Below are 18,274 nucleotides of genomic sequence, written 5' to 3'. Positions count from 1 at the left end.
TCGTCCAGCGCGAGGGTCGACCACGCAATCAGATAGTGCCAGTCTTCATGAATTCACTGGCATGGTATGCCGCACGCGCAGAGATGGCCATGTAGGTGAGCGACGGGTTCTGGCATCCGCTCGACGCCATGGCCGCCCCATCGGTTATGAACAAGTTGGGCACGTCATGCGCCTGATTGTAGGCATTAAGGACCGAATTGCGCGGGTCCTTGCCCATGCAGGCGGTGCCCATTTCATGAATGCCAAGGCCCGGCGGGTTGATCTTGTCTCGCACCTGGATGTTGGTGGCCCCCGCAGCCTCGAGCATTGCCTTACCCTCGACGAGAATGCGCGAGACGATCTTCTTCTCGTTCTCTCCGTGGGTGCAGTCGATATTGACCAGCGGGATGCCCCACTTGTCAACCTTGCTGGCGTGGAGCGTGACCCGGTTGTCCGGATTGGGCAGCATTTCCCCGAAGCCGCCAAAGAAAGCCATCCACGGGCCAGGCTTGCGCACCCGTGCTTTCAGCTCCGCCCCGATGCCGGGCTGTGACGTCGCCATCTGTCGCCAGTTCACGCGCTGCAGGCCGCCCTGATACCCGAAGCCGCGAATGAAATCGACTTCGCCCTGCTTGCCGGGAAGGTTGTGAAAACGCGGAATGTACAAGCCGTTCGGGCGGCGGCCGCGGTAATAGGTGTCAGGCGCCTGCACACTGCCGGACACGCCTACACCATAGATGTGGTCCATCAGATTGCGACCGACCATGTCCGACGAGTTGGCGAGACCTTTGGGGTTCTTGTCCGAACGCGAATTGAGCAGGATCTGCGCGGTTCCGATCGTCGATGCACACAGGAACACGATGCGTGCTTCATATGTGCGGCCTTCGCGGGTGTTCTGATCGATGACCCGCACGCCGGTAGCTTTGCCGGTCTTGGGATCGGTAACCACGGAATGGACGATCGCATCGGTGACGATGGTCAGGTTTCCGGTACGCTCGGCAGCTGGAAGCGAAGACGACAGGCTGGAATGATAGGCGCCATAAGAGCAGCCGCGTTCGCACAGCGAACGGTACTGGCATGGATTGCGCCCCAGCTCTTCGTGGTGCGGGCGCGTCTCGGTCAGGTGGGCACAGCGGCCGATGATGACCTTGCGGTCCGGGAAGGCCTGCTCGACCTTTGCTTTGAACATCTTCTCGGCATCATTCATCGGCATGGCCGGGAGAAATTCGCCATCGGGCAACTGATCGAGCCCTTCCCGCGAGCCCGAAACGCCGATGAAACGTTCGACATGATCGTACCATGGCGCCAGATCGGCATAGCGGATCGGCCAATCCGAGCCGTGGCCGTCAAGCGCGTTGGCCTGAAAATCCATTTCCGACATGCGATAGGTCTGGCGGCCCCACATGATCGAGCGGCCACCAAGGTGGTAGCCCCTGATCCATGAGAACGGCTTGCCCTCCGGCGTCTCGTAGGGGTGCTCGCTGTCCTTCACCCAATACTGCTGCGTAGCCGTGGACACGGCATAGCACTGCCGCTGAATCGGATAATCGCGAGCGAGTTCCTCCTCGGGAATGCCGCCTCCATTGGGCACTTCCCACGGCTGCATCCAGTCGGTGTAAGACGCACCATGCTCAAGCTTGCGACCGCGCTCGATCACCAATGTCTTCAATCCGCGCTCGCAAAGCTCCTTGGCAGCGATGCCGCCGCTCATCCCTGATCCGACTACAATGGCGTCAAACATCGACCCGTCCCCCTCAAATGTATCCAGCGCCAGCCCAGGCGCGGGTCTGTGCGGTGATGGGAATCGACGGTTCGAAAGCGCCCGGCGCGTGTTCGTAGCGCAATTCCACGGTCGCGCCCGGTTCGCTCGAATAGTAGAGGACCAGCACCAGTTCTCGCAGACGACGATAACCGGGATCGGCAAAGTTCGCCTGATCATGCGCTGCCAGAATTGCCTTGCGTCGACCGGCGGGCTTTGCAGCAAAGCCTCCTGCCCCTGCGGACACGTCGACCTTCTGCAAGGCTTCCAGCAGGCTCGCACGCGTCCGGGGCGATGCCCAATCGGCAAGCAGCGCCGAGAAAAGTCTGGGCACGCCGGCATCCACGGCACCGGGCGTATCCGTGCGCGGCATCAGGGTATCGGCATAGGCGGTCAGAAGTGACTGGGTCGACGCAGGCAGCCCTGCCCCTGCAGCCTTCGCAGCTTTGGCCAAGACGTCGGCCGGCAGGGCGGAAACGCCCAGAAGTGCGGCCAGACCGCGCATGGTTTCACGGCGATTCAACGCTGAAGCTTGCATCGATATCTCTCCCACCGCGATCAGGTGTTGTGTTGTCCTGAAAATTTGGCAACGTTGTCAAAATAGATATGGGACGGGGAATCACAGATTGTCAACGCTATCATTGAGGCTGCGTCTGTTCGTGATGATGGCGCTGCAGATCGCCATCTGGGGAGCCTGGGCGCCCAAGCTTTTCCCCTACATGGCGATGCTGGGGTTCGACGCTGCACAACAGGGCCTCGTCGGCACATGCTGGGGCATTGCCTCCATCGTCGGCATCTTCTTCTCGAACCAGTTCGCCGATCGCACGTTTGCGGCAGAGCGCTTCCTTGCAGGCAGTCACGCGATAGGTGGGCTGGCCCTGATCGGGGTCGCGCTCAGCACCACGTTCGTACCATTCTTCATCTGCTACATGATCTACAGCCTGGTCTATGTGCCGACGCTTTCGGTTTCGAACACGATGGCCTTTGCCAATCTCGAACGGCCCAGCGATTTCGGGGCTGTTCGCTCAGGCGGAACAGTCGGCTGGATCATTGCCAGTTGGCCCTTCGTCTTCCTGCTCGGCGCACAGGCCGATGCCCACGAAGTCCGCTCCATTTTCTTCGTGGCGGCCGCGATTTCCTTCGCGATGGCGGTATTCTCGCTCACATTGCCGCACACCCCGCCCCGTACGAGCGAGAGCGTTGACAAGCTCGCATGGCGGCGCGCCATCCGGCTACTGAGAACGCCGGTGATCGCCGTGCTGTTTGCTGTGACGTTCATCGATTCCATCGTCCACAACGGTTACTTCGTCCTGTCGGACGCATACCTGACCAAGCGCGTGGGCATTGCCGGCAACCTGTCGATGCTGGTGCTCAGCCTCGGGCAGGTGGCCGAGATCCTCACCATGCTGGTGCTGGGGCGCGTTCTTGCCAAGCTGGGCTGGCGCAAGACGATGATCGTGGGAATCATGGGCCACGCAGCCCGCTTCCTTGCCTTTGCGTTTCTCGCGGATTCGGTGCCTGCGATCATCGCGGTGCAGCTGCTGCACGGCATCTGCTACGCCTTCTTCTTCGCGACCGTGTACATCTTCGTCGACGAGGCATTTCCTTCGGATGTGCGCTCGAGCGCGCAAGGCCTTTTCAACCTGCTGATCCTCGGGGCAGGCAACGTCGTAGCAAGCTTCGTCTTCCCGGCCCTGGTGGCCCGCCTGACCGACGCAAATGGCGTGACCGACTATTCGAAGGTGTTTCTGGTTCCGGCCGGTCTCGCGACCCTTGGCGCGCTGATCCTGCTGCTGGCCTTCCGGCCTGCAACCCACGGCCCTGACCACAAAGTGGAGACTGCATGATGCTTGCTGACCGTCGTTCGATCCTCGGCGCGCTTGGTGCTGCAGGGCTATCCGCCGCGCTGCCTTCATCGGCTCTTGCCGGCCGGGGCAAGCCCTTCTTCAAGCGCATCGGCAAGCCGATCGGGCTGCAGCTTTATACGCTTGGCGATCTGCCCGTGAAGGATCTCGAAGGTACGCTGGCCAGCGTGGCGCGGATAGGCTTTACCGAGATCGAGCTGCCCAACTTCTACAACCGGACGCCGAAAGATCTTAGGGCCGCCGGGGACAAGGCGGGTGTCCGCTTCAGCTCTATTCACCTGAACATGCCGGGACCGTTCAACGGCGGTTCGATCAATCTGCTGACAGCGCCCCAGGAACTCGCCGATGCGCTCAACACGCTCGGAATCTATCAGGCCTTTCTGCCGCTCTGTCCCTTGCCCGAGGGCTTTTCGGTTCCCGCCGGTGGCAACGCGCAGAAGGCCATTGGTGACGCGCTGCTTGCTGCCGGTCCCGATCACTGGAAGCGCACGGCGCAGATCCTGAACGAACGGGCCGCAGCCCTGCGCCCCTTCGGCATCCGGCTCGGCTATCACAACCACAACATGGAATTCCAACCGCTTGCCGGAGACCAGACGGGCTGGGATATCCTACTGCGCGAAGTCGATCCGGGGCTGGTCAATTTCGAGCTCGATCTGGGCTGGGTCTCGGCGGCAGGGCGCAATCCGGTGGCCGAACTGGGACGGCTCAAGGGGCGCGTTGCGGCGGTCCATATCAAGGACGTGAAGGCCACGACCAAGACCAACTTCATCATGCAGCAGGTGCCAACCGAGGTCGGCTCAGGCCGTATGCAATGGTCGCGTATCCTGCCAGCAGCACAGGCTGCGGGCGTTTCACACTACTTCGTCGAACAGGAGCCGCCCTTCGAACGCGATCGGCTGGCAGCCGTCGCGATCTCGCACGGATTCCTGAGCAAGGTTATCGCCTGACCGGATTTGCCCCTCGCCCTCAGTCAGGAGGCGCGAGGGGCAACTATCAGCGCTTTGCAGTCGCCAGCCGTTCCGCAAAGTCGAGGCGCGCCTTGAGCGGATCGGACACATTCGCCGCGCCGCTTCCATCGATCAGCTGGACCTTGCTGTCATCCGCCGTAGCCGCAGGCCACGCGGGCACGCCGATCTCTCCGTCCGGACGGCCGGTACGGGCGAATGACACCCAGTACCGATGCGTCAGCTTCGCCACCTTGATCTCGTCCGGCAGCGGGCGCGGGTCCTTGATCATTCCGCCCGCATTTCCGCGAACGTCCACCGTATCGAAGACATAGGGAAGCTCGCTGGCATGCGGCGCGCCCCCCATCGCCGCGAACTCGGGTCGGGCGTAGCCGAAGCGGAAGAGATAGGTCGGCTGTCGCGGAGCAAGCGCCCTCGCCACTGCGCGCGCCGGCTCAATGAACATGGCATCGGCCGACGTCGATACGCCCACCGCGAGCCCCCCGGCCTTGCCGTCAGGATCGTGCAAGGCGCGTGCCTCCTTTTCGTTCGGGCCAAAAGCCCCGAATATGACGTCCTTGTCCGTCGAGCGGGGAAAGCCATCGGCCGAATTGGCACCGACCATGACCGGAACCTGTGCGTAGATCCCGGCAGCAGCACCATCGACGCCAGAGCCAAGGATCGTCCGGCCATCGACCATCGGTCCGGCATAGCCCGGCTTGTCCATGGTCATCATCGAAAGGTCACCTGTGACCTTCTCTGCCGGAAGCGCACGCAGGGCAGCAGCATCGAGGCCGGGCGCAAAGGCAACACCAGCAGCCGCCGACTGTGCGATCGTCGGCATTGGCAGCGCGCGTTCGCGACCGCCGCCGCTTTCGATGATGACCTTGTGAAACAGGCCTCGCGCCATGGGCGATTGCAGCAGCATGTGCATCGACATGCCTCCTGCGCTTTCGCCAAAGACTGTGACATTGCCCGGATCGCCGCCGAACTTGGCAATGTTGGCCTTCACCCACTGCAGCGCCGCGATCTGGTCAAGATAGCCGAAGTTGCCACCAAAGCCCTCGGCGGCCAGCCCCGGATGGGCAAAGAAGCCGAAGCGTCCAAGGCGATAGTTGATGCTGACGAAGACCACGCCGTCGCGGGCAAAATTCTCGCCGGAGTAGATGGCGGGCGATGATCCACCGTTCACGAAGCCGCCACCATGAACAAAGACCATCACCGGTAGCGCAGCACCTGCCTTTGCCGTCGCCGGTTTCCAGACGTTGAGATAGAGGCAATCTTCGGAAGGTTTCGTGCGGATCGGCGCCGCATCGGGCGGAAAAGGAGCCTGTGCACAGTCCGGCGCATAGGCCGTCGCGTCCCGCAGGTCACTCCAGGCGGCCACCGGCTGTGGTGCGCGCCAGCGGTTTTCACCTACCGGCGGCGCAGCATAAGGAATGCCCAGGAAGCTGGACACCGTGCCCGCCGTGCTCCCCTTCACGTTGCCTGCAGTGGTCTGTACCGTCTGGGCCTCCGAGAGTGTCGGCAACAGCGCTATACCTGCTGCAACCAGCCATGCCAGCTTTTTCATCTGATCAATCCTTCCAGGTCTTTTGCGGCATCTTCACCTTGATCAAAGGACCAAGATCTTCCGCATTCCTGCCAAGGGCAAAGCCATATTCGCCTGCCGGCATCTTCCAGCCGCCATCTTTCCAGTCCGCCAGAAGGCGTGGATCGATGGTCACCGTCACCTTCTGCGATGCGCCCGGTTCCAGCGTCACGCGCTTGAACCCGACGAGCCGCTGCCTGCCTTCTCCCGCCCGGCTCACGAGATAGAGCTGGCCCACATCGTCGCCCTTGACCTTGCCCGTGTTCGTTATGGTGAAGCTCGCGCTGAGGCCTGAAACCTTCAGGTCGCCTGCCGAAAAGCTCGTGTAGCTCAGGCCATACCCGAACGGAAACAGCGCCTTGTGCCCTTTCCGCGCAAACCAGCGGTAACCGACGTCCGAACCTTCGATGTCATAGTCCGAATGCAACTGGTCCTTGCCAGGCTCGGCATCTCCCGAGAAGTTCGGCTCGACCCAGTCAGCGCCGTCGAGCATCGGACGAGGCAGCTGGCCAAGGCTGGCGGGAAACGTCACCGGCAAACGACCGCCAGGATTGGTATCGCCAAACAGAACCGACGCGATAGCCGGACCGCCACGTGCACCCGCGTACCAGGCCTCGACTACGCCTGCGACCTTGTCCAGCCAGGGCATCGCCACGGGGCCACCGGTTTCGAGCACGACGATCGTATTGGGGTTTGCAGCAGCAACGGCCGCAATAAGCGCATCCTGCCCGTCCGGTAGAGACAGGTCAGGCTGGTCGAGCCCTTCGCTCCGCCATTCCGTGGCAAAGACAATCGCCACTTCGGCTTGCTTGGCCTTCTCCACCGCATCGGCGATGTAGCGACCGTCGCGGAAAGTCACGGCAGCCCCGGGAGCTGCGGCCTTGATGGCCGCAAGCGGAGCCGACCGGTGATAGCTCTGCTGCATGAGCGCAGAGAACGGACTGTCACCGCCGAGCGACCGCGTCGCCGCAGGCCCCTTCTCGTCGTGCACGAGGCTCGAGCCCGATCCTGCAAGCACGCCGCTGTCGGCGTAGCCGCCAATCACCGCAATCGACTTGGCTGACTTGGCAAGCGGCAGCACGCCGTTGTTCTTCAACAGCACGATGCCCTGCTTGGCCGTTTCCTCGGCAATGAGCGCGTTGGCGGCAAAGTCGATCTTGCCCCCGGGCTTGGTGGGGTTCCTGTCCAGCCCCGCCGCATAGATCGCGGTCAGCACGCGCCGGTTCATGTCGTGGAGGCGCGCGGCGTAAGCGGGGTCTGACGCAGCCTTGGCCTTGAGCACATCTCCGAAGAACACGGCCTTGTCCAATTGCTCGCCGGACTGCTGGTCCAGCCCGCCAAGTGCCGCTTCCACACCCGGGACAGCGCCCCAGTCGGACATGACGAAGCCTTTGTAACCCCACGACTGCTTGAGCACCTTGTTGAGCAGCCAGTCGCTGGCGCAGGCCTGTTCGCCGTGCACCCGGTTATAGGCGCACATCACCGATCCGGGCTGTCCCTTTTCGATGCCGATCTGGAAAGCGAGCAGATCGCTCTCTCGCGCGGCACCTTCGGCAATCTTCACGTCGACATACTTGCGACCAGTCTCCTGGCCGTTGAGCGCGAAATGCTTGATCGTGGAAATGATGCCGTTCGACTGGACACCCCGGATGGCCGCCGCGACAAGTTCGCCAGAAAGGAGAGGATCTTCGGCAAGGTATTCGAAAGTGCGGCCATTGCGGGGATCGCGCATGAGATTGACGCCGCCTGCCAGGAGCACATTGAAGCCCTTGGCCCGCGCTTCGGATCCGATCATCGCGCCACCACGATAAAGTACGTCAGGACTCCACGATGCAGCTTGCGCGAGGCCCGACGGCAGCGCCGTCGCGCCATCCTTGCGCAGGCCGCCGACCCAACTGACCCCAAGCGAGGCATCTGTCTCGGTCAATGCGGGAATGCCAAGGCGGGGGATGCCCGGAATAAACCCCGCGCCGGGGACCGATCCTTCGGGCAGGACAATGCCGGGCAAGAACGGCAGTGGCATGATGCCGTGTGTGAGCACGGTCTTTTCATCCCCGGACATCTGCTTTGCCACAGCGTCTGCGCGAGCAACGCTCTTCGCAAGATCGATCGCAGGTGCCTGCTCGGCTTGAGCGCTCCCGAAGGACAAAGCCATCAACCCAGCCACGCCCAAGGCCAGTCTGCTGCGAACTTTCATTACATTTCTATCCTGAAATCAGATTGCTACGGGTCTCTCGAAGGCAAGCCAAGGTTCGCATCCACTTGCTGGTCCCATGGGAAGGACGCATCGCGGACGTGCTTGAAATTGCTTGGTGGCGCGAAGCGCGTTTCAGCCGTCAACCTCTTGTCGCCCACTGGTGCGTCATGATTTCCTTGCGCTTCCAACGAGTTTCTGCGCCCGATTGATAACGCTGTCAAGATCGCGCCCTCATGTTTGAAGAGGGTGTTGGCAACCTGCCGTGGAAACGTTCATATAAGGAATATGGACAACACATCGAAACGGCGCAGCGGCGCTCACGCGACAATGGAAGACGTGGCGCGCCTGGCCGGAGTATCCCTCAAGAGCGTATCGCGCGTCATCAATCGCGAGCCTCACGTATCCCAGAAGCTGCGGACAAAAGTCGATGCCGCCATCGCGGCGCTTGATTACGTCCCGGACATGGCGGCCCGCTCGCTCGCCGGGTCGCGCACGTTCATCATTGGCCTGCTGATCGACAATCCCAGCCCGAACTACACGATGAAGGTGCAGACCGGCGTCTACCGCGCCTGCAGCGAAGGCCAGTATCACTTGCGGATCGACCAGATCGATTCGACACAGCCCAAGGCCGGGCTGGAAGCCTCTCTCGCCGCGATCCTGCGCAACAGTCGCTGCGACGGCTTCGTACTGACCCCCCCGTTGACCGACAACCATATCGTGCTCGATTTCTTTGATCGCGAAGGTGTCGATTACGTGCGCATCGCGCCCGACATAGACCCGAATCGAGCCCCTGGCGTCGTCATGGACGACTTCGCCGCCGCGGGCGTTGTGGCCAGACACTTCTGGTCTCTCGGGCATCGCCGTTTCGGACTGGTGACCGGGCCGGAATCTCACGGTGCCTCGCACTTCAGGCGCAAGGGTTTCCTGCAGGCACTTGAGGAACTGGGCGCAACGGATCCGGTAGTCGAAGCCAACGGCCGCTTTGAATTCGAAGGTGGGATCGAGGCCGGCACGGAACTGCTCAAGGCCAATCCGCGCCCGACGGCAATCTTTGCCACAAATGACGACTGTGCAGCGGGGCTGATGGTTGCCTGTTCACGAAGCGGCCTTGCTGTGCCACGCGACGTCTCTGTCTGCGGCTTCGACGACAGCTGGGTCGCACGCTCGGTCTGGCCTTACCTGACCACAATCTACCAGCCCATCGAGGAGATGGGCTACGCCGCAGCGCAGCTGATCCTTGACCGCGAGCGTGACAGGAAAAAGCTCATTACCTTGCCCTTCAGGCTGGTAGAGCGTGACTCCGTGGCAGAGGCACCACGCTGAAGCCGGACCATGTCTGCAAGGCACTGCCCTGACGCGCCCAACATCGCGCGCCCTGCCTAACCGGACGGCTTGAAAGCATTCGCGGACAGGAAAATGGAGCGGTGACGGGAATCGAACCACGCTCGAAGCGGCTTGCCGCGGAGAACCTACAAAGAACTCGAGGGTTCCCCGAAGGCAAGCTGCAAACCCGAAATTTGCGATCTGGTGATAGTAGAAACTGGAGCGGGTGAAGGGAATCGAACCCTCGTATTCAGCTTGGGAAGCTGCTGCTCTACCATTGAGCTACACCCGCCCATGCAGGCGCGACATGGCGCGACCCTGAGCGTGGCGGGCGATTGCCACAGGGGCGCGGGCGGGTCAACCGGGTCTTGGCCCGTGCTTGCGCGATCTGCGTATTGCTTGCGGCCGGTTGCAGCCTGATCCTGTCTCCCCACTTGGTCGGCTCAGGACCGCCAGCAGCACGTCAAACCCTTTTCCCGCAAGTGCGAACAAAGGCGTTGACCAACTTTTGACATCTGTCCAGTCTTCCCTCGAAGCCACATCGACTCATGCCGGTGCGGCCCAGCTTCCAGGGGGAAATTGCGACCATGAGCGTGGCCGAGACCGTTACCCGCCGATCCAGCGCAAACCGGGCCAGTAGCCTGTCGCGCAGCCGACTCGTCCAGTTCCTTGCGCTCACTGCGCTACCTGCAGGGATTGTTCTGGCACAGGCCGCCAAGGAGCCGCCACGCGATCCCTCAAACCCGGTCGAGACCGAAGCAGGCATCCCCGTCACCGACGCCACGGTCATCGCCAAGTGCGGCACCTGTCATACCGCAGATGCGAAGGGGAACCTCTCGCGCATCTCTTACGTCCGCACCACGCCCGAAGGCTGGGCGCAGGTGATCCACCGCATGTCCTCGCTCAACGGCCTGTCGATCACGCCGGTCGAGGCCAAGGCGGTGATCCGCGCGCTCTCGGCCACGCACGGCCTTTCGCCCGAAGAGGCAAAGCCGGTGATGTATCTGCCCGAACACCGCATGGTGAACGAGACGAACATCCCCAACGAGACGATCCGCCAGTCCTGCGCCTCGTGCCACGCCTTTGCCCAGCCGCTGTCGTGGCGGCGTTCGAAGGCCGAATGGAGCCTGCTGCGCAACCTCCACGTCGCGATGTATTCACAGGCCGACGCGCAGTATCGCCGCGCAGTTGACGACCCGACGCAGCCCACGCCCGCCAATGGCGCGCCCAAGCCCCTGCCGGTTGAAGTCGCGCTCGACTACATGAACAAGACCGCCCCGCTCGCCACGCCCGAATGGACCAAGTGGCAGGCGCGCCAGCAGTCTGCCAAGCTCGGCGGCAAGTGGCTGGTCAATGCCATGCTTCCCGGCAAGGGCCTCTACGTCGGCGAGATGATCGTCACGCCCGCTGCGGGTGAGGACGACTACACCACCGCGATCACGCTCAAGTCCATGGCCGATGGCTCCACCCTCGTCCGCAAGGGCAAGGGTCTGGTCTATACCGGCTACTCCTGGCGCGGAACCTCGGCGAGCGGCCCCGAAGGCAAGCGCGCCGATGCGCCCGAGGATCACGAAACCCGCGAAGCGATGTGGTTCGCACCCGATCGCAAGTCGGCCGAAGGCCGCTGGTTCTGGGGCGACTACAAGGAGTTCGGCTTCAACGTGAAGCTGACCCGAGCCTCGGCTTCACCCACCGTCGTCGCCACCTGGCCCTATGCGCTCAAGGCCGGATCGAAGGGCGCGACGCTCAAGCTGCTGGGTGATGCCTTCCCGGCAGATCTCAAGGCCTCTGACCTTGATCTGGGCAAGGGCGTGGTCGTCAGCAAGGTCGTCTCGGTCAGCCCGACCGAAGCAGTGCTCACCGTCGATGTCGCCGCAGATGCGACGGTTGGCGCGCATGACGTAGCGGTCGGAGACTCGGTCGTCGCTTCGCTCCTGCCGGTCTACAAGAAGGTCGATTACCTCAAGGTCGTGCCCGACACTGCGCTGGCCCGCCTTGGCGGCAGCGAGAAGCATGCAGCCGGTTACCAGCAGTTCGATGCGGTCGGCTTCGACGCCGGTCTCGATGGCAAGCCTTACACCGCCGACGACGTGGCGCTTGGCCCCATCGACGTGACCTGGGCGATGGAGGAAATGCCGACCGTCTATTACGACGATGACGTCAACTATGTCGGCAAGCTCAGCCCGACCGCGCTGTTCACGCCCGCTATCGACGGACCCAACCCGGCGCGCAAGTGGGGCCGCAACAACTACGGCGAAGTCTGGGTCGTCGCCACGGCAAAGACCGAGAAGGACGCTCTGGGCAAGCCGCTCAAGGCCAAGTCCTTCATGGTCGTGTCGGTGCCTGCCTACAAGCGCTGGGATCAGCCGGAGGTGGCCAAGTGACCACAGTCCTCGCACCCAAGTATCGCCGCGGTGACATTCACCTGTTCGAGGCAGACGGCGCGGGCTTCGTCTATCTCGCCTCGGCAGGCGCGATCTTCGCGCTCGATGAAGGCGCGGCCAGCGTCATGGCCGTGCTTGGCGAACGGCAGATGGCCTATGGCGAGATGGTCGCCGCGCTGGTCGAGAAAGGCTATTCGCGCGCCGATGCCGAAGATCTGATCCGCGAGTTGCGCGCCGTGCGCGGCATCGTTTCGGACGAGATCCGTGAAGCGCCGCTGGCCCCGCCTGCTCCGCCAGAGGACTATCCGCTGCAAGCACTGGTGCTCAACGTCACCAACCAGTGCAACCTGGCCTGCACCTATTGCTACGAATTCGGCGCAGACAAGATCGCCACGCCTGCGGGCAAGCCCAAGTACATGACGCTGGAGACGGCCAAGACCTCGGTCGATTTCCTGCTCAAAAGTTCGGGTGACCGCGAGGTTCCGCACATCACGTTCTTCGGCGGTGAAACGCTGATGTGTAGATTTCCGCTGAGAAGTGACCCGGTATTTCCATCGAGAATTGACCCGGGTGATGGTATGTCCCGCAGAGCGGGTTTTGGGTCAAGCTGGTGATTTTTCCTTTCGTGGTTTTGGTGAGGCAGAGCTGGCCCTGAACCGGAAGCTGTCATTGCCAGTTTCGATGATGTGGCAATGATGGGTTAGCCGATCCAGCAGGGCTGTGGTCATCTTGGCATCGCTGAATACCTCGGCCCATTCGCTGAAGCTGAGGTTAGTGGTGATCACGACGCTGGTGCGTTCGTACAATTTGCTGAGCAGGTGGAACAGCAAAGCTCCGCCTGATGGGCTGAACGGCAGATAGCCCAGTTCATCAAGGATGATGAGATCGAGCTTGAGCAGACGTTCGGCAATCTGCCCCGCCTTGTTGGCTGCTTTTTCCTGTTCGAGCGCATTGACCAGATCGACCGTGGCAAAGAAGCGCACTTTTCTGCGGTGATGTTCGACGGCTTGAACTCCCAGCGCAGTGGCGATGTGCGATTTGCCGGTTCCGGGCCCGCCAATCAGTACTACGTTGTCAGCGCCGTCGATGAACTCGCCACCATGGAGTTGCCGAACCAGGGCCTCGTTGGCCTCGCTGGATGCGAAGTCGAACCCGGCCAGGTCTTTGTAAGCTGGGAACCGGGCGGCCTTGATCTGATAAGCAATCGAGCGGACCTCACGTTCGGCCATCTCGGCTTTGAGCAACTGGGAGACCATCGGCACTGCGGCACTGAAGGCTGGGGCGCCTTGCTCGATAAGGTCCCCCACTGCTTGGGCCATGCCATACAACTTCAGCGCCTTGAGCATGACGACAACGGCGGCACTGGCGGGGTCATGACGCATGACGCAGCCCTCCCTCACGCAGGGCATCATAACGTCCGACATTGGCCAACGGCTCTTGCGCAAGGCGCAAAGCCTGCGGTGCGTCAATCGGCGCTGCCGGTGGAGCCTTACCATCGATCAGGCGGTGCAGGATATTGAGGACGTGGGTCTTGGTGGCGACGCCCGCATCCAGCGCCAGTTCGACAGCGCAAAGCACTGCCTGTTCGTCATGTTGCAGCACCAACGCCAATATCTCCGCCATCTCCTTGTCTCCGCCGGGACGACGTAGGAGCTGGCTTTGCAGCTGCTTGAAGGCCTCTGGGAGCTGCAAGAATGGCGCGCCATTGCGCAGTGCTCCCGGCTTGCGCTGGACTACTGCCAGATAATGCCGCCAGTCATAAATTGTCCGCCCGCCAGTGTGGTGGGATCGGTCAATGATTCTGGCATGTTCGCAAAGGATCTGCCCCTCGGCCGCCACCACGATCCGCTCGGGGTAGATCCTGATGCTGACCGGGCGGTTGGCAAAGGATGCCGGGACGCTGTACCGATTGCGTTCAAAGCTGATGAGGCAGATCGGGGACACCCGCTTGGTGTGTTCGACAAAACCATCGAAGGTCCGCCCCAGCGGCATCAGACTACCAACCTCAGCGGCGTGTACATCGGCTACGGTGCCGGGCAAGTTGCCATGTTGGATCTCACCCCATTGCGCGATGCATTGTTCCTCGAGCCAGGCATTGAGCGCATGGATATCCGGGAAGCTCGGCAACTTCTGCCACAGCCGCCGCCGTGCATCTTGCACGTTCTTCTCGACTTGGCCCTTCTCCCACCCCGAGGCCGGATTGCAGAATGCAGGCTCGAACAAGTAGTGGCTGGCCATTGCGGTGAAGCGCGCGTTGACCTGTCGGGCTTTGCCCTTGCCGATCTTATCGACCGCAGTTCGCATGTTATCGAAGATCCCGCGCTGCGGCACACCACCCAGCACGCGGAATGCCTGCGTCAGTGCATCAAACAGCATCTCATGCGTCTGTAACGGATAGGCCCGCACGATGAACGCCTTGCTGTGTGATAGTTTGGTATGGGCCGCCTGCAGCTTGACACGCTCGCCACCAAGAATTGCCCAATCTTCGCTCCAGTCGAACTGGAACGCCTCACCTGGCTGGAAAACCAAAGGCACGTATGTTCCGCGGCCACTGGCCTGCTGTGCCAAGAGACGGCCTGCCTTCCAATCCCGCACATAGGCAGCGACACGATTATAGGACCCTTCGTAGCCCAATACGGCCAGATCAGCATGCATCTGCTTCGCCGTGCGCTTCTGCTTGCGCGATTTGCCAGCCTCGATTTGTAACCAACCCGTCAGCTTCTCAGCAAACGGGTCCAGCTTGCTCGACCGGTCAGGTACCTTGAACTGCGGCACCACCGTATCCGCGCGCAGATACTTGCGGATCGTGTTGCGCGACAAACCGGTGCGCCGCTCAATCTCACGAAGCGGGATCTTATCACGAAGGCGCCACCGGCGAATTACACTCAATAAATCCATGTCGATCACTCCCGATACCCCTGACTGGTCAGCCAGGGGCGGGTTCAAACATGGGTCAATTCTCAATGGAAATTTATGCCCTTACCGGGTCACTTCTCAGCGGAAATCTACACCCGGTCCTAAAGCTGACCAGCGGCATCAGCGCGGTCGGCGAAGTCCTGCCGCTGCTGCGCCAACACGCCTATGGCATCAACCCTGCAGTGTTCCGTGTGCCATGGCTGGACCGCCGCCTGACCGGCCTGCCCTTCGTAGGCCTGCCTGGTCTTGGCGTCCGCACGATCGACGAGAACCGCGCGATCGTCGCCAAGGCACGCAAGATAATCGCGCGCGAACGGGCCCGTTCCTCGCTCCATGGGCCGCAGAGCCTGTTCCGCGTTGTCGCAACCGAACTGAAGGACGACCTTGCCAGCCTGGAAGACCGCAAGCCGCCAAAGCTCGCCTTCTGCGAACGCCACGATGCACCCTGGCTCGATTTCGCACGCTCGCGCTGGACGCTGGGTTGGGTCGGCAAGGGCCTCGCAAGCGCCAAGGGGCTGATTCTGCCGCTGCTGGCGATCGGCTACGGACTTGCGCTCCTGCTCGGTTGCGCAGGCGGCGCAAGCGGTTTCGCCCTTATCAAAGGCGCAATCCTGCCCGCAATCGTCATCGCTCTTGCGATCGTTGCCGTCGTGGCCTGGTTCCTGCGCCGCGACGAACTCGCCAACACGCCGGTCGACCGCACGCCATCCGCCGCCGCGCTCGGCGCAATGATGGCCAACGAGAATGCGCCCGGCGTCATCCCCAACCACATGATCAGCGTCACCACCCTGCGCAAGGCGTGGGTGCGCAAATGGACCCTGCCGCTCGCCTTCACGGCGGTCGCGATCATGGCGAAGATCGGCGTGATGCGGAAAGGCTTCCTTGCCACCATCGGCACGATCCATGCCGCCCGCTGGGTGGTCCTTCCCGGCACCCGCCAGCTGGTGTTCTTCTCGAACTACGACGGTAGCTGGGAAAGCTATCTCGAGGATTTCATCACCAAGGCTTCCGAAGGCGTCACCGCCGTCTGGAGCAATGCCGAGGGCTTCCCCGCCACGCGCCTGCTGTTCTTCAAGGGCGCCGAGGATGGCGACCGGATGAAGCGCTTCGCCCGCTGCTCGATGCGCCCCACGCCGTTCTGGTTCGCCGCACATCCCGATCTTTCGACGACCGCCATGCGCAAGCACGCGCTGATCGTCAGCGGGTTGCTGTGCAAGGAACGCCTCGAAGCCAACCCGTCCGACGCCGAAGCCTGGCTCGACCTGTTCGGCTCTATCCCCCGTCCCGATTACGGGCTGCAGTACGAGGAAATCCAGACGCTGATGTTCGGCGGGCTCAAGCGCCACCCGCACAGCCGCGTTGTCGCGCTCAACTTTGGCGAACCGAAACGCGAAGGCAGCGCCCATCCTTACGCCCACGTGCAGAAGTGGCTGGCCGGCCTCATCGCCGATGACCTCGTCTCCTTCGGCGACAAGCCGCCGCAGGACTTTGTCTGCAACATCGCCTTCTCTGCAGAAGGGCTGCGCCTGCTCGGGCTGGACAAGGAACTCGCGCTTGAAGGTCCCGGCACCGAACAGGGCTTCCCGCCCGCTTTCTCGCTCGGCATGGCCCACGCCAGCCGCAAGCGCGCGCTGGGCGATCCCGAAGAACTGGAGTGGTGCGATCACGAGACGCACGTCGTCCTCCTGCTCTATGCGCAGGACGAGGCTTCTGCCGACAAGTTCGCGCAGATCGTCGCCGCGGCTGCAAGCATCGGCATCACCGAGAAGGCCTCGATCCGCACCGGCCTCAAGGCCTTCGATCTCGAACGCTTCAAGGAAGCATGGAACACCGGCGACGACAGTGTTTCCAGGCCCGCCGAAGGCGCGGAATTCGTCCACGCCAAGCCGAGCAACGACGACCTTTCCGAAGAGCCCTTCGGCTTCGTCGATGGCGTCTCACAGCCCCTCGTGCGCGGCTTCCCCGGCCGCCACGGCGCGCCCGATCCGGTCCACGGCGTCGAGCCCGGCGAATTCATCCTCGGCTATACCGACAACCGGGGCTACTACCCGCCCTCGCCGCTGGTAGAGCGCCCGATGCGGGATCTTGGCATGTTGCCCGAAGTCCTGTTGCCCTCGCCACCACCCGACCAGCCGACCCAGTACCCCGACTTCGCCGATCAGGGCGCCCGCGCGCGCGATTTCGGGCGCAACGGCAGCTACCTCGTGATCCGCCAACTGGCGCAGGACGTCGACGGCTTTCGCAAGCAGCTAGACGAAAAGGCGCATGAGATCTGCAAGCAGCCCGACGTGATCAACCCGCACAACGGCAACATCCACCGCACCCGCGAATGGATCGCCGCCAAGATGCTCGGCCGCTGGCGCGATGGCTCGGCGCTGATCGACAACCCCTTCCACCCCGCGATGAAGCCCGGCACCGACGCGATGCGGAAGAATGATTTCCTCTACAAGGACGCCGATCCGCAAGGCCTGCGCTGCCCCTTCGGTGCCCACGTCCGCCGCACCTTCCCGCGCGACAGCCTTGCGCCCACCGAGCCGGTCGAACTCTCGGTCAGCAACCGCCACCGCCTCCTCCGCCGCGGCCGCCCCTACCTCGACCAAGACGGCGATACCGCGCGCGGCACGCTGTTCATGGCCTTCAACGCCGATCTCGAACGCCAGTTCGAATTCGTCCAGCAGACCTGGCTCGCCTCGCCCACGTTCCACGGCCTGGAATGCGAACCCGATCCCTTCGCCATGCACAAGGGGCCGACCGAGACTGCCGACCAGCGCTTCACCATCCTCGGCCGCAACGCGCCGCTGGAGCTGTGCCCCGTCCAGCGCTACGTCACCCTGCGCGGCGGCGGCTACTTCTTCCTCCCCGGCCGCCACGCCCTGTGGTTCCTGGCGGGCGCGGCGCTGGATACGGACCGGTTGCACATGTCGTGATGAGTGAGGATAGAATGACCAAGGCTGCAGACGATACACGCGGCAAGGCACGCCTTCTCGTGTTTATCGCGATGTTGCCGATGATCTTCTCTGCGCTTTCCAACGATGGCTGGAGCAACCTACAGTTGGCCATGTCGTATTTGACCAACGCGCTGGTCAGCGCCGCAGGCTATTACATCGCCACGCAAACGCGCAGACCAATGCAGTCATGGCTCTGGCTTCTGCTCGCCGCTGTCGTTCTCGGCGTTCTGCTGATCCTCTTGCCAGCGCTCAATCATGCTACCGCCTTGACACTCGTCACGCAGGTCATGCTCAGGGCCGGCATGGTCGGGATCGCAGGCGGCGGCGTTTACTGGCTCGAACACGTTGAACCCCGACAGCCATAGCAC

Annotated in this window: 13 protein-coding genes and 1 tRNA gene; 7 read left to right on the top strand and 7 right to left on the bottom strand. The window is 62.6% G+C overall.

Annotated features, from left to right (window positions below; genetic code table 11):
- Positions 1-28 precede the first annotated feature (28 nt).
- Together ACZ1JX_RS00805 and ACZ1JX_RS00800 are read right to left on the bottom strand one after the other, a co-directional pair.
- Positions 29-1,720 carry a GMC oxidoreductase gene (locus ACZ1JX_RS00805; protein WP_465124940.1) on the bottom strand — a complete coding sequence of 564 codons (1,692 nt, stop codon included), beginning with the start codon at positions 1,718-1,720 and terminating at the stop codon, positions 29-31.
- 13 nt (positions 1,721-1,733) lie between these two features.
- Positions 1,734-2,276, bottom strand: a complete 543-nt coding sequence (locus ACZ1JX_RS00800; RefSeq protein ID WP_465124939.1) for a gluconate 2-dehydrogenase subunit 3 family protein — start codon at positions 2,274-2,276, stop codon at positions 1,734-1,736.
- Between the two features lie 103 nt (positions 2,277-2,379).
- Here ACZ1JX_RS00800 and ACZ1JX_RS00795 point away from each other — a divergent pair, with 103 nt between their 5' ends.
- Together ACZ1JX_RS00795 and ACZ1JX_RS00790 are read left to right on the top strand one after the other, a co-directional pair.
- Positions 2,380-3,585: an MFS transporter gene (locus ACZ1JX_RS00795; protein ID WP_465124938.1), complete on the top strand. Its 1,206-nt coding sequence runs from the start codon at positions 2,380-2,382 to the stop codon at positions 3,583-3,585.
- Positions 3,582-4,550, top strand: a complete 969-nt coding sequence (locus ACZ1JX_RS00790) for a sugar phosphate isomerase/epimerase family protein (protein ID WP_465124936.1) — start codon at positions 3,582-3,584, stop codon at positions 4,548-4,550. The genes ACZ1JX_RS00795 and ACZ1JX_RS00790 overlap by 4 nt, the downstream gene beginning before the upstream one ends.
- A gap of 46 nt (positions 4,551-4,596) precedes the next feature.
- On the opposite strand, the gene ACZ1JX_RS00785 is transcribed toward ACZ1JX_RS00790, so the two are convergent.
- Entirely contained in the window at positions 4,597-6,120 is a 1,524-nt protein-coding gene (locus ACZ1JX_RS00785; protein ID WP_465124935.1) for a carboxylesterase/lipase family protein, read from the bottom strand.
- Positions 6,121-6,124: 4 nt separating this feature from the next.
- Positions 6,125-8,335, bottom strand: coding sequence for a beta-glucosidase (locus ACZ1JX_RS00780; RefSeq protein WP_465124933.1), 2,211 nt, complete (start codon positions 8,333-8,335; stop codon positions 6,125-6,127).
- Positions 8,336-8,620: 285 nt separating this feature from the next.
- On the opposite strand from ACZ1JX_RS00780, the gene ACZ1JX_RS00775 reads away from it, so the two are divergent.
- Positions 8,621-9,658: a LacI family DNA-binding transcriptional regulator gene (locus tag ACZ1JX_RS00775; RefSeq protein ID WP_465124932.1), complete on the top strand. Its 1,038-nt coding sequence runs from the start codon at positions 8,621-8,623 to the stop codon at positions 9,656-9,658.
- Between the two features lie 218 nt (positions 9,659-9,876).
- Here ACZ1JX_RS00775 and ACZ1JX_RS00770 read toward each other — a convergent pair.
- Positions 9,877-9,950 (bottom strand) — tRNA-Gly (locus tag ACZ1JX_RS00770).
- 295 nt (positions 9,951-10,245) lie between these two features.
- Between ACZ1JX_RS00770 and peaA the strand changes: the two genes are divergently transcribed.
- Both peaA and ACZ1JX_RS00760 read left to right on the top strand, forming a co-directional pair.
- Entirely contained in the window at positions 10,246-12,042 is a 1,797-nt protein-coding gene (gene peaA / locus ACZ1JX_RS00765; RefSeq protein WP_465124931.1) for a quinohemoprotein amine dehydrogenase subunit alpha, read from the top strand.
- Positions 12,039-12,656 (top strand): hypothetical protein, encoded by a 618-nt coding sequence (locus tag ACZ1JX_RS00760; protein WP_465124930.1) that lies wholly within the window; start codon positions 12,039-12,041, stop codon positions 12,654-12,656. Before peaA ends, ACZ1JX_RS00760 begins: the two co-directional genes overlap by 4 nt.
- Here the strand turns inward: ACZ1JX_RS00760 and istB are convergent.
- On the bottom strand, positions 12,645-13,424 hold the full coding sequence (gene istB / locus ACZ1JX_RS00755) for an IS21-like element helper ATPase IstB (RefSeq protein ID WP_086740912.1): 780 nt from the start codon (positions 13,422-13,424) through the stop codon (positions 12,645-12,647). The genes ACZ1JX_RS00760 and istB overlap by 12 nt on opposite strands.
- On the bottom strand, positions 13,414-14,940 hold the full coding sequence (istA, locus tag ACZ1JX_RS00750; RefSeq protein WP_277788710.1) for an IS21 family transposase: 1,527 nt from the start codon (positions 14,938-14,940) through the stop codon (positions 13,414-13,416). The genes istB and istA overlap by 11 nt, the downstream gene beginning before the upstream one ends.
- A 50-nt stretch (positions 14,941-14,990) precedes the next feature.
- Between istA and ACZ1JX_RS00745 the strand changes: the two genes are divergently transcribed.
- Both ACZ1JX_RS00745 and ACZ1JX_RS00740 read left to right on the top strand, forming a co-directional pair.
- On the top strand, positions 14,991-17,885 hold the full coding sequence (locus ACZ1JX_RS00745; RefSeq protein ID WP_465124929.1) for a Dyp-type peroxidase: 2,895 nt from the start codon (positions 14,991-14,993) through the stop codon (positions 17,883-17,885).
- A gap of 14 nt (positions 17,886-17,899) precedes the next feature.
- Entirely contained in the window at positions 17,900-18,271 is a 372-nt protein-coding gene (locus ACZ1JX_RS00740; RefSeq protein ID WP_465124928.1) for a hypothetical protein, read from the top strand.
- Positions 18,272-18,274: the final 3 nt, after the last annotated feature.

Source organism: Novosphingobium sp. BL-A-41-Hi4A-0G (assembly GCF_055521735.1).
Note: the sequence above shows the minus strand (reverse complement) of the source record. Positions and strands in the feature narration are given on the sequence as shown.